Annotated in this window: 9 protein-coding genes; 8 read left to right on the top strand and 1 reads right to left on the bottom strand. The window is 59.5% G+C overall.

Annotated features, from left to right (window positions below):
* On the top strand, positions 1–471 hold the full coding sequence (gene fkpB / locus ACJ8KE_RS15385; RefSeq protein WP_016929135.1) for an FKBP-type peptidyl-prolyl cis-trans isomerase: 471 nt from the start codon (positions 1–3) through the stop codon (positions 469–471).
* On the top strand, positions 452–1,405 hold the full coding sequence (gene ispH / locus ACJ8KE_RS15390; protein ID WP_261460069.1) for a 4-hydroxy-3-methylbut-2-enyl diphosphate reductase: 954 nt from the start codon (positions 452–454) through the stop codon (positions 1,403–1,405). The genes fkpB and ispH overlap by 20 nt, the downstream gene beginning before the upstream one ends.
* A gap of 273 nt (positions 1,406–1,678) precedes the next feature.
* Here ispH and ACJ8KE_RS15395 read toward each other — a convergent pair whose 3' ends face one another.
* Entirely contained in the window at positions 1,679–2,605 is a 927-nt protein-coding gene (locus ACJ8KE_RS15395) for a LysR family transcriptional regulator (RefSeq protein WP_028127864.1), read from the bottom strand.
* A 191-nt stretch (positions 2,606–2,796) separates the two neighbouring features.
* Here ACJ8KE_RS15395 and pvcA point away from each other — a divergent pair, with 191 nt between their 5' ends.
* From pvcA to carB, 6 genes are all read left to right on the top strand, one after another.
* On the top strand, positions 2,797–3,762 hold the full coding sequence (gene pvcA / locus ACJ8KE_RS15400) for an L-tyrosine isonitrile synthase (RefSeq protein ID WP_079450074.1): 966 nt from the start codon (positions 2,797–2,799) through the stop codon (positions 3,760–3,762).
* Between the two features lie 96 nt (positions 3,763–3,858).
* Positions 3,859–4,722, top strand: a complete 864-nt coding sequence (locus tag ACJ8KE_RS15405) for a TauD/TfdA dioxygenase family protein (RefSeq protein WP_016929131.1) — start codon at positions 3,859–3,861, stop codon at positions 4,720–4,722.
* Positions 4,723–4,747: 25 nt separating this feature from the next.
* Positions 4,748–6,007 carry a glycosyltransferase gene (locus tag ACJ8KE_RS15410; RefSeq protein ID WP_239442147.1) on the top strand — a complete coding sequence of 420 codons (1,260 nt, stop codon included), beginning with the start codon at positions 4,748–4,750 and terminating at the stop codon, positions 6,005–6,007.
* Positions 6,008–6,270: 263 nt separating this feature from the next.
* Complete coding sequence (gene dapB / locus ACJ8KE_RS15415) at positions 6,271–7,092, top strand: 4-hydroxy-tetrahydrodipicolinate reductase (protein WP_048796020.1); 822 nt, start codon at positions 6,271–6,273, stop codon at positions 7,090–7,092.
* A gap of 470 nt (positions 7,093–7,562) precedes the next feature.
* Positions 7,563–8,711 carry a glutamine-hydrolyzing carbamoyl-phosphate synthase small subunit gene (gene carA / locus ACJ8KE_RS15420; RefSeq protein ID WP_071525950.1) on the top strand — a complete coding sequence of 383 codons (1,149 nt, stop codon included), beginning with the start codon at positions 7,563–7,565 and terminating at the stop codon, positions 8,709–8,711.
* Between the two features lie 16 nt (positions 8,712–8,727).
* Positions 8,728–11,952, top strand: a complete 3,225-nt coding sequence (carB, locus tag ACJ8KE_RS15425; protein ID WP_033641234.1) for a carbamoyl-phosphate synthase large subunit — start codon at positions 8,728–8,730, stop codon at positions 11,950–11,952.
* The last annotated feature ends 48 nt before the right edge of the window (positions 11,953–12,000 follow it).

Below are 12,000 nucleotides of genomic sequence, written 5' to 3' on the forward strand. Positions count from 1 at the left end.
ATGACGGCTCAGGTTATCAGTGACAGCGCGGTGCTGGTTCACTTCACGCTGAAACTGGAAGACGGTTCGACCGCCGAATCCACCCGCAGCAGCGGCAAACCGGCGCTGTTCCGCCTGGGTGACGGCAGCCTGTCGGCGCCGCTGGAAGAGCAACTGCTCGGCCTGCGCGCGGGCGACAAGCGCGCCTTTACCCTGCAGCCGGAAGCGGCGTTCGGCGCGGAGAACCCGGATCTGGTCCAGTTCTTCTCGCGCCGCGACTTCGCGGAAACCGGCGTGCCGGACGTGGGCACCATCATGCTGTTTACCGCCATCGACGGCAGCGAAATGCCGGGCGTGGTGCGCGCGGTGGCGGAGGATTCAATCACCGTCGATTTCAACCATCCGCTGGCGGGCCATCCGGTGACCTTCGACATCGAAGTGCTGGAGATCGATCCGCAGCAGGAGGAGACGCATGCAAATATTGCTGGCTAACCCGCGCGGCTTCTGCGCCGGGGTTGATCGTGCGATCAGCATCGTGGAACGTGCGCTGGAGCTGTACGGTGCGCCGATCTACGTGCGACATGAAGTGGTGCACAACCGCTACGTGGTCGACAGCCTGCGTGAGCGCGGCGCGGTGTTTATCGAAGAGATCGCCGAAGTGCCGGACGGCTCTATCCTGATCTTCTCGGCGCACGGCGTTTCTCAGGCGGTGCGCGCCGAAGCCAAGGCGCGCGATCTGACCATGCTGTTCGACGCCACCTGTCCGCTGGTGACCAAGGTGCATATGGAAGTGGCGCGCGCCAGCCGCCGCGGCACCGAAGCGATCCTGATCGGCCATGCCGGGCATCCGGAGGTGGAAGGCACCATGGGCCAGTATAGCAACCCACAGGGCGGCATGTACCTGGTCGAGTCGCCGGAAGACGTGTGGAAGCTGCGGGTGAAAGACGAAAACAACCTGTGCTTCATGACGCAGACTACGCTGTCGGTGGATGATACCTCGGACGTGATCGACGCGTTGCGTCAGCGTTTCCCGAATATTATCGGGCCACGTAAGGATGACATTTGCTACGCCACCACCAACCGTCAGGAAGCGGTGCGCAACCTGGCCGGCGATGCGGACGTGGTGCTGGTGGTGGGGTCGAAGAACTCCTCCAATTCCAACCGTCTGGCGGAACTGGCGCAGCGCGTCGGCAAACCGGCTTATCTGATCGATTCGGCGGCGGATATTCAGGAAAGCTGGCTGAGCGAAGCGCGCAATATCGGCGTTACCGCCGGCGCCTCGGCACCGGACGTGCTGGTGCAGGAGGTGATCTCCCGCCTGAAAGCGCTGGGCGGCCTGGACGTGCATGAAATCAGCGGGCGCGAAGAGAACATCGTGTTCGAAGTGCCGAAAGAGCTGCGCGTGGACGTCCGTCAGATTGACTGATGTGCGTGAGTGAATGACAACGGGGGGCTTAGGCTTCCCGTTTTTTTTGGGAAAGCGAACCGCGTAAAAAATAACACTCCATGCATATTCAAATTTTCTGCTAACTAAAGTCAAATTTATTCTGAGTATTTGAAATAACGTCGGTGTGGTTAATTATATAGGCTGGCGAAAAGTCATTAATAAGAATATCATTAGGCTGCAATCTAAATAGGCCCGGTGTTGGCAAAGTGATTACAATAATTACAATAATGGATGTTGCAGATGTTTCTTATTTTATTCCTGCCGAATATGTTCTACGGCGGTTAATCCCTTCTCCTGCAAATAGAGTTTCATATGTTCCAGCAACCGTCTGACTTTTAATGGCTGGATCTCCCTACGTGGCATAATGGCGTAGCAATTAATTTCCGGTAAGCGCCAATCGGGCAATATTTCAATCAGCTCACCGCTGCGCAATTCACGTTCAACATTGGCGAAGAAATTGCGAATGATACCCTTGCCGGTCAACGCCAACTCCTTCATCGCCATACCGCTGTTGGTGAACAAACGCCCGGTCATGCGCATGCGGTGTTCATCGCCGTTGCGATGGATAAGACGGACAAACTGTGGGTTGCCGAGCGGCGTAAAGGTGACCCAATGGTGATGGGTCAGCGCCTGCGGCGAATCCGGCACGCCGTGGTGTGCCAGGTAGGCCGGTGAGGCGCACAACACTTCGCGGCAGCGGGCCAACCGCGTGGAAACGTAGCTGGAATCGGCCAGCACGCCGCCGCGTATCGCCAGATCGATGCGTTGCGCGATCAGGTCTATCTTCTCATCGTGGATCTCCAGCCGCAGCGTGAGCCGAGGATGCTCGTCGAGAAAGCTTTGCAACGCCGGCACCAGATAGTGAGTGGCGAATTCGGTGGAGGTGGCGACGCGCAGTTCGCCGACCAGCTCTCCACGCAGCGCGGCGATCCGTTGTTGGCCACGTTCGGCAGCGTGGATCATCAGCAGGCAATCTTCATAAAAACACAATCCTGCTTCGGTCAGACTCAATGAACGCGTCGATCGCAACAGTAATTGAATGCCCAGATGCTCCTCCAGCTGGCGAATATGTTGGCTGACGGCGGAGGTCGTCATGCCCAATTCTTTTGCCGCCATGCTGAATGCGCCGCAATCGACCACTTTTGAGAAAATGGCCATGCGTTTTAAAATATTGCTCATAGTTTGTTAAGCACAACTTAACCAAGATTGTGAATTATACGGGCTAATAATATAGCATCATCTCTTCTATATTGCCTGAAGCATATAAACGACGGGCTGATTATTATTTTGCAGAGATTTTTTCTCTTTTTGATAAATCTTATTGCGCTTATCAATAATACTCCCGCACCACATCGTAACAGGAGCTCATTGTGGACAGCGCTCAGAAAGAAGAAATATCGTTAAAGATCCTACGTGAATTATTGCAATACCGCCGCCGTTTCCCCGGCGACGACACCTCGATCGCTGAAGAAGAACGGCGGGTCACTCAGGTGCAATTGCCGCGCATTCGGGCATTCATCGAAAACGAGCAACGTATCGAATTCGTGCTGCCGGCCTTCCCGACCAAGTCGCCCAACACCAACAAGGTGATCGGCGCGGTGCCGGACATGGCGGAGCGGCTGTCGCTGATCTTCCTCAACTCGCTATGCCAGCGCATTCAACTCTACTACCCGCCGGGTGCGCATATCGTTATCTGCTCCGATGGCCACGTGTTCGGCGATCTGATCCGCGTCAGTGACGAAGCGATCAACCGCTATCAGCGCGAAATTGAAAACCTGCTGCATGAAGTGGGCGCGACGCATCTCAGCGTATTCAACCTCGGCGACGTCAAAGGCCTGGCCGAACATACCGATGATTACGATCTGCTGCGCCAACTGTTGGTGGAGGGCTATGCCGAATCGGAAGAGGCGATCAAACAGCAGTTGATGCAGGACGAACAGGGCCTCTTGCTGTACCGCGCCATCACGCGCTTCCTGTATGAAGACAGCCAACTGCCGGGCTACAGCGGTTCCAACGCCGCGCTGCAGAAAGACGCCAAACAGCGCGCCTGCGGAGTGATCCAGCGCAGCTGGGCCTGGGGCAATCTGCTGGCGCAGCATTTCCCGGCGGCGATCCGCCTGTCGATTCACCCGCAGCCGGTCGACAGCCTGAAAATGGGCATCCACATGATGCCGACCAAAGACGACTGGCTGACGCCGTGGCATGGCGTGGCAGCCAACGTGAACGGCCAGTTCGTGCTGATGAAGCGTAAAGACGCGCAGAGCCTGGACGGCGAATTGGTGGCGATCCGCGGCACGCCGAGCCATTACCTGATCGAACAACCGCAGATGGCCTGAGGCCGCTGCAGGCTTTTGCGCCCGAAATCCTGGCGGACGCGTTTTTGACGGCACGTTGCCGTGTGAGCAGCACATTCGATGCAAGGAGAATCACCGATGAATAACCAACCGCTTAATTGCCATATTCAACCGAATACCCCGTTTGGCGCGATCCTGACGCCGCAGCATCCGGGGCAAAAGATCGGCGAACTGCCGGTGGCAGCGCTGCGGGCGCTGGCGCAGGAACATCACTTGCTGGTGCTGCGCGGATTCGACTCCGGTTTCAGCGATGGAGAGGTTCTGACGCGCTACGCCGAGCAGTGGGGCGAGATCATGATGTGGCCGTTCGGCGCGGTGCTGGACGTGAAGGAACATCCGGACGCCAAGGATCATATTTTCGACAGCAGCTACGTCCCGCTGCATTGGGATGGCATGTATAAGCCGACTATTCCCGAATTCCAGCTGTTCCACTGCGTGGCGGCGCCGTCGCCGGACGAAGGCGGGTGCACTACCTTCGTCGATACCACGCGGCTGCTGGCCAATGCGGACGAAGCGTTGCTGGATCAGTGGCTGTCGGTCTCGATCACCTACCGCATCAAGCAGGTGGTGCATTACGGCGGTGAAGTCTGTTCGCCGCTGGTGGTGCAGCACCCGAACGGCAGAGGATTGATCATGCGCTACAATGAACCGCCGACGGAAGGGAAAAAATTCCTCAATCAACATGCGCTGGAATATCACGGTGTGCCGGAACAACAGCAGGAACAGTTCCACCACACTCTGCAGCAGCATCTGTACGATCCGCGTCACTATTATGCCCATCAGTGGCAACAGGGCGACGTGGTGGTGGCGGACAACTTCTCGCTGCTGCACGGCCGCGAGGGCTTTACCGCCCGTTCCGCGCGTCATTTGCAGCGCGTGCATATTCAAAGCAATCCGGTGTGCGCCAATCTGGCGCTGAAGCCGGCCAACGCAGAAGCTTAAAAGGAGCATTATGGCAAGGATACTGATGGCGGCGGTCGCCACTCCGGGACACGTCTACCCGATGTTAGCCATCGCTCGCCACCTGATCGCCCAAGGGCATCAGGTGCGGGTGATGACCGGCGCGCTGTTCCGCGAACGCGCCGAAGCGGCTGGGGCGAGCTTCGTGCCGTTCGACGCGCAGGTGGACTTCGACTATCGCCACCTGGAGGCGCATTTCCCCGAGCGCGCCGCGCTGCCGCCGGGCAACGCGCAGATGGCGCTGGCGCTGAAAGATTTCTTCGCCGCGCCGATCCCACTGTTGGATCGTCAGCTGCGTGCGGCCATCGCCGCCGAAAAGACCGATCTGCTGATGGTGGAGAACTGCTTCTACGGCGTGCTGCCGCTGCTGCAGTCCGCCGAACGGCCGCCGGTCTTCGGGATCGGCGTCACGCCGCTGTCGTATTCTTCGCGCGACGCCATTTTCTATGGCCCGCGCATCCCGCCGGCGCTGCTGCCGCGGACGCTGACCCGTGAGCAGTTGGTGGATGAAGAAACGCGGGTGTTGCTTGATGAGGTGCAGCAAAGCTTTGATGCCGCGCTGGTGCAGGCGGGCGGGCGGCCGCTGAATCGCCCGTTCACCGACGCGCTGATCGGCGGCTGCGAGCGTTTCCTGCAGTTGGCCACCACGGCGCTGGAATATGAGCGTGACGATCTGCCGAGCGGCGTGCGCTTCGTCGGCCCGCTGCGCAGCGGCGGCCAGCCGGCGGCGGAAGAAACGCTGTGGGAGGCAAACGATGATCGGCCGCTGGTGATCGTGTCTCAGGGCACGCTGGCCAATGTCGATCTGCATCAGCTGATCGTGCCGACGCTGCAAGCGCTGGCGCATCTGCCGGTGCGGGTGTTGGCCACCACCGGCGGGCGGGCGACGGAAGGCCTGATGGACGCGCTGCCGGGCAATGCCAGAGTGCGCGAGTTCATCTCCTTCGAACGCTGGCTGCCGGAGACGGCGCTGCTGATCACCAATGGCGGTTACGGTTCGATCAACTATGCGCTGAACAGCGGCGTGCCGCTGATCGTCGCTGGCACGGGCGAAGACAAACTGGAGGCGGCCGCGCGCGTGGTCGCCGCCGGCTGCGGCATCAGCCTGCACACCAGCACGCCGAGCCCTGAACAGATCCTGGCGGCGGCGACGCGCATTCTGCAGCAGCCGATCTATCGACAACGCGCAGCGCTGGTGCGTGAGGACTATGCCCGCCACGATGCGCTGACGGCGATCGCCAACGAAGTGGCCGCCATTACCGCCTGACCACGCTGTGATCCTTTCCCCAGGCGCCGTTTTCGGCGCCTTTTTTCTGCATTTTTTTGTCATGGAAACTGCATGATTATGTACAATCGTCGCAGGCCGCCAAATCGGTTGAATGTTAATCTCACGACAGCGCCGCTGATAAAAGCGGGGGAATATCATAATTTTCTAATTATGAAATGAATCCTCTGGCGACGCTGAAGCGGGGCAGTTACCCTGAATCGATAGCCTAATGGGATAGGCGTCAAATCAAGAAGAGAGCAAGCATGAGTGATTCACAAATCCGCATTGCGATTGCGGGCGCCGGCGGCCGGATGGGCCGTCAGTTGATCCAGGCGGTGCAGCAGGCGGAAGGCGTGGTGTTGGGCGCGGCGCTGTCGCGCCCGGGTTCAAGCCTGATCGGCGTCGACGCCGGCGAGCTGGCGGGCATTGGCGCGCTGGGCGTTAAGGTAAGCGACAGCCTGGAGAAAGTGGCGAGCGAGTTCGACATTTTGATCGACTTCACCCGCCCGGAAAGCACCCGGAGCTACCTGGATTTTTGCGTGGCGCACCACAAGGCGATGGTGATTGGCACCACCGGCTTCGATGACGCCGGCAAGCAGGCGATCCGCGCTGCGGCGCAGCACATCGGCATCGTGTTCGCCGCCAACTTCAGCGTCGGCGTCAACCTGGTGCTGAAACTGCTGGAGAAGGCCGCGCAGGTGATGGGCGACTACACCGACATCGAAATCGTTGAGGCGCACCACCGCCACAAAGTGGATGCGCCGTCGGGCACGGCGTTGGCCATGGGCGAAGCGATCGCCGGCGCGCTGGGGCGCGATCTGAAAAACTGTGCGGTCTATGCGCGCGAAGGCCATACCGGCGAACGCGATCCGAAAAGCATCGGCTTTGCCACCATTCGCGCCGGCGACATCGTCGGCGAGCACACCGCGATGTTCGCCGACATCGGTGAACGGGTGGAAATCACCCATAAGGCCTCCAGCCGCATGACTTTCGCCAGCGGCGCGGTACGCGCGGCGGCCTGGCTGCATAACCGGGATAAAGGTTTGTTTGATATGCGAGACGTATTGAATTTGGACCAGTTATAATTGATTTGCATACCATCGTGATGTGGTTGTATTGGTCATAATGCTATGATAATCGGGCAATAATTTTATTGTCCTTTTTTTTAACATGATAAATATCATGTTGGCTTTGTTTCATTGCCAAAGATGTTATTTATCTATATTTACTTTGCTAATCATCTCCTTTTTTTCCACCCTCGGCTTTTTTAGCGTCTTTTTTGTCCCATTCCGGCGCCGTTTTCCATCATTCTTCCCCGCAACCGTTTTCCAGCCCCGGTTTTCTGTGTTTTTATCGGCGCTCAAGCCGCATGCGCGCCGAGAACTGCAAAAATAAAACAAAAAACGGCAGTTTGGGTAGACAAGCCAGGCACTCATCATTAAAATGCGCCCAATTTGCCAAAAATTGGCCTCGCGGACGGTTTTTGCATTGATTTAGATCGCGATATCTGAATTAATATGCAAATATTGTGATTGATTATTCCTTGGAGGGTGTTTTGATAAAGTCAGCGCTATTGGTTCTGGAAGACGGAACCCAATTCCACGGTCGGGCCATCGGGGCAGAGGGAACGGCAGTGGGGGAAGTGGTCTTCAATACGTCGATGACCGGTTATCAAGAAATCCTCACTGATCCTTCCTATTCCCGCCAGATCGTTACTCTTACTTATCCTCATATCGGCAATGTCGGCACCAATGCTTCCGACGAAGAATCCTCCGCAGTACACGCCCAAGGCCTCGTCATTCGCGACCTCCCGCTGATCGCCAGCAACTACCGCAACGAAGAAAGCCTGTCCGACTACCTCAAGCGTCACAACATCGTGGCGATCGCCGATATCGATACCCGCAAATTGACCCGCCTGCTGCGCGAGAAGGGTGCCCAGAACGGCTGCATCATCGCCGCCGATTCGCCGGACGCCGCGCTGGCCCTGGCCAAGGCGCAAGGTTTCCCGGGGTTGAAGGGGATGGATCTGGCGAAAGAGGTCACCACCCAAGAGGCCTACAGCTGGCAGCAAGGCAGCTGGACGCTTGAAGGCGACCTGCCCGAAGCCAAAACCGCCGCGGAACTGCCATTCCACGTGGTGGCTTACGACTACGGCGCCAAGCGCAACATCCTGCGCATGCTGGTGGATCGCGGCTGTCGCCTGACCGTGGTGCCGGCGCAGACCCCGGCCGACGACGTGCTGAAAATGAATCCGGACGGCATCTTCCTGTCCAACGGCCCGGGCGACCCGGAGCCGTGCGACTACGCCATCACCGCCATCAAACAGTTCCTGGAAACCGACATTCCGGTGTTCGGCATCTGCCTGGGCCATCAGCTGCTGGCGCTGGCCAGCGGGGCGAAAACCATGAAGATGAAGCTCGGCCACCACGGCGGCAACCACCCGGTGAAGGATCTGGACAACAACACCGTGATGATCACCGCGCAGAACCACGGCTTTGCGGTAGATGAAAACAACCTGCCGGCGAACCTGCGCGTGACGCACAAATCGCTGTTCGACCATACGGTGCAGGGCATTCACCGCACCGACAAGGCGGCGTTCAGCTTCCAGGGCCACCCGGAAGCCAGCCCAGGCCCGCACGACGCTGCGCCGCTGTTCGATCACTTTATCGAACTGATTGAGACTTACCGTTCTAACGCCAAATAATCAGGAGCAGTAAAAAATGCCAAAACGTACAGACATAAAAAGCATCCTGATCCTCGGCGCGGGTCCGATCGTTATCGGCCAGGCGTGTGAGTTCGACTACTCGGGCGCCCAGGCGTGTAAAGCGCTGCGCGAAGAGGGTTACCGCGTCATTCTGGTCAACTCCAACCCGGCGACCATCATGACCGACCCGGAGATGGCCGACGCGACCTACATTGAGCCGATCCACTGGGAAGTGGTGCGCAAGATCATCGAAAAAGAGCGCCCGGATGCGGTGCTGCCGACCATGGGCGGCCAGACGGCGCTGAACTGCGCGCTGGAGCTGGAGCGCCAGGGCGTGCTGGCCGAGTTCGGCGTTACCATGATCGGCGCCACCGCCGATGCGATTGACAAGGCCGAAGACCGTCGCCGTTTCGATGTGGCGATGAAGAAAATCGGTCTGGATACCGCGCGTTCCGGCATCGCGCACACCATGGAAGAAGCGCTGGCGGTAGCCGCTGACGTCGGTTTCCCGTGCATCATCCGCCCTTCCTTTACCATGGGCGGCACCGGCGGCGGCATCGCCTACAACCGCGAAGAGTTCGAAGAGATCTGCGAACGCGGCCTGGACCTGTCGCCGACCAACGAGCTGCTGATCGATGAATCGCTGATCGGTTGGAAAGAATACGAGATGGAAGTGGTGCGTGATAAGAACGACAACTGCATCATCGTCTGCTCCATCGAAAACTTCGACGCTATGGGCATCCACACCGGCGACTCGATCACCGTCGCGCCGGCCCAGACCCTGACCGACAAGGAATACCAAATCATGCGCAACGCCTCGATGGCGGTGCTGCGTGAGATCGGCGTTGAAACCGGCGGCTCCAACGTGCAGTTCTCGGTCAACCCGAAAACCGGCCGCCTGATCGTTATCGAAATGAACCCGCGCGTGTCGCGCTCTTCGGCGCTGGCGTCGAAAGCCACCGGCTTCCCAATTGCCAAGATCGCCGCCAAGCTGGCGGTGGGCTATACCCTCGATGAGTTGATGAACGACATCACCGGCGGCCGCACCCCGGCGTCGTTCGAACCGTCCATCGACTATGTCGTAACCAAGATCCCGCGCTTCAACTTCGAGAAGTTCTCCGGCGCCAACGATCGCCTGACCACCCAGATGAAGTCGGTCGGCGAAGTGATGGCCATCGGCCGCACCCAGCAGGAATCGCTGCAGAAAGCGCTGCGTGGTCTGGAAGTGGGCGCCACCGGCTTCGATCCGAAAGTGAGCCTGGACGATCCGGAAGCGCTGACCAAAATCCGCCGCGAGCTGAAAGACGCCGGTTCCGACCGCATTTGGTACATCGCCGACGCCTTCCGCGCCGGTTTGTCGGTTGACGGCGTTTTCAACCTGACCAACGTCGACCGTTGGTTCCTGGTGCAGATTGAAGAGCTGGTGCGCCTGGAAGAGCAGGTGGCCGAGGCGGGCATCAACGGCCTGAACAAAGACTTCCTGCGCACTCTGAAGCGCAAAGGCTTCGCCGATGCGCGTCTGGCCAAGCTGGCCGGCGTCGCCGAGAGCGAAATTCGCAAGCTGCGCCACAGCTACGGCCTGCATCCGGTATACAAGCGCGTGGATACCTGCGCGGCGGAATTCGCCACCGACACCGCCTACATGTACTCCACCTATGAAGAAGAGTGCGAGTCCAATCCGACCAACGACCGGCCGAAAGTGATGGTGCTGGGCGGCGGGCCGAACCGCATCGGCCAGGGCATTGAGTTTGACTACTGCTGCGTGCACGCTTCGCTGGCGCTGCGTGAAGACGGCTACGAGACCATCATGGTCAACTGTAACCCGGAAACCGTCTCCACCGACTACGACACCTCGGACCGCCTGTACTTTGAGCCGGTAACGCTGGAAGACGTGCTGGAAATCGTGCGCATCGAGAAACCGAAAGGCGTGATCGTGCAGTATGGCGGCCAGACTCCGCTGAAGCTGGCGCGCGAGCTGGAAGCCGCAGGCGTGCCGGTTATCGGCACCAGCCCGGACGCCATCGACCGCGCCGAAGACCGCGAGCGCTTCCAGCAGGCGGTCAACCGTCTGGGCCTGAAGCAGCCAGCCAACGCCACCGTCACCGCCATCGAACAGGCGGTCGAGAAGGCGGCGGCCATCGGCTATCCGCTGGTGGTGCGTCCTTCCTACGTGTTGGGCGGCCGGGCGATGGAAATCGTCTACGACGAAACCGACCTGCGCCGCTACTTCCAGACTGCGGTCAGCGTATCCAACGATGCGCCGGTGCTGCTCGATCGCTTCCTGGACGACGCGGTGGAAGTGGACGTTGATGCCATCTGCGACGGCGAACGCGTGCTGATTGGCGGCATCATGGAGCACATCGAGCAGGCGGGCGTGCACTCCGGCGACTCCGCGTGTTCGCTGCCGGCGTACACCCTGAGCCAGGAAATTCAGGACGTGATGCGTCGCCAGGTGGAAAAACTGGCGTTCGAGCTGCAGGTGCGCGGCCTGATGAACGTGCAGTTCGCGGTGAAAGACAACGAAGTCTACCTGATTGAAGTCAACCCGCGCGCCGCGCGCACCGTGCCGTTCGTGTCCAAAGCGACCGGCGTGCCGCTGGCCAAAGTGGCCGCGCGCGTGATGGCGGGCAAAACGCTGGTCGAGCAGGGCGTGACCGAAGAGATCATCCCGCCGTACTATTCGGTGAAAGAAGTGGTGCTGCCGTTCAACAAATTCCCGGGCGTCGACCCGATTTTGGGGCCGGAAATGCGCTCTACCGGGGAAGTGATGGGCGTGGGCCGCACCTTCGCGGAAGCCTTCTCCAAAGCGATGTTGGGCAGCAACTCGGGCATGAAGAAACAGGGCCGCGCGCTGCTGTCGGTGCGCGAAGGCGACAAGGCTCGCGTGGTCGATTTGGCCGCCAGCCTGCTGAAGCAGGGCTTCGAGCTGGACGCGACCCACGGCACCGCGGTGGTGCTGGGCGAAGCGGGCATCAACCCGCGCCTGGTCAACAAGGTGCACGAAGGGCGTCCGCATATTCAGGACCGTATCAAGAACGGCGAGTACACTTACATCGTCAACACCACGGCAGGCCGTCAGGCGATTGAGGACTCCAAGCTGATTCGCCGCAGCGCCTTGCAGTACAAGGTGCACTACGACACCACGCTGAACGGCGGCTTCGCCACCGCGATGGCGCTGAAAGCGGATCCGACCGAGCAGGTGACGTCGGTGCAGGAAATGCACGCGCGCATCGGCAAGTAACCGCGCGATAACGCAACGTAAGGGGCGCTGCAGATGCAGCGCCCTTTT

Source organism: Serratia sp. CY56464, assembly GCF_052168435.1.
GTDB classification, from domain to species: domain Bacteria; phylum Pseudomonadota; class Gammaproteobacteria; order Enterobacterales; family Enterobacteriaceae; genus Serratia; species Serratia marcescens.

Coding starts and splice junctions, on each gene's coding strand:
- fkpB (WP_016929135.1), top strand. CDS start 1: ATGACGGCTCAGGTTATCAGTGACAGCGCGGTGCTGGTTCACTTCACG.
- ispH (WP_261460069.1), top strand. CDS start 452: ATGCAAATATTGCTGGCTAACCCGCGCGGCTTCTGCGCCGGGGTTGAT.
- ACJ8KE_RS15395 (WP_028127864.1), bottom strand. CDS start 2,605: ATGAGCAATATTTTAAAACGCATGGCCATTTTCTCAAAAGTGGTCGAT.
- ACJ8KE_RS15405 (WP_016929131.1), top strand. CDS start 3,859: ATGAATAACCAACCGCTTAATTGCCATATTCAACCGAATACCCCGTTT.
- ACJ8KE_RS15410 (WP_239442147.1), top strand. CDS start 4,748: ATGGCGGCGGTCGCCACTCCGGGACACGTCTACCCGATGTTAGCCATC.
- dapB (WP_048796020.1), top strand. CDS start 6,271: ATGAGTGATTCACAAATCCGCATTGCGATTGCGGGCGCCGGCGGCCGG.
- carB (WP_033641234.1), top strand. CDS start 8,728: ATGCCAAAACGTACAGACATAAAAAGCATCCTGATCCTCGGCGCGGGT.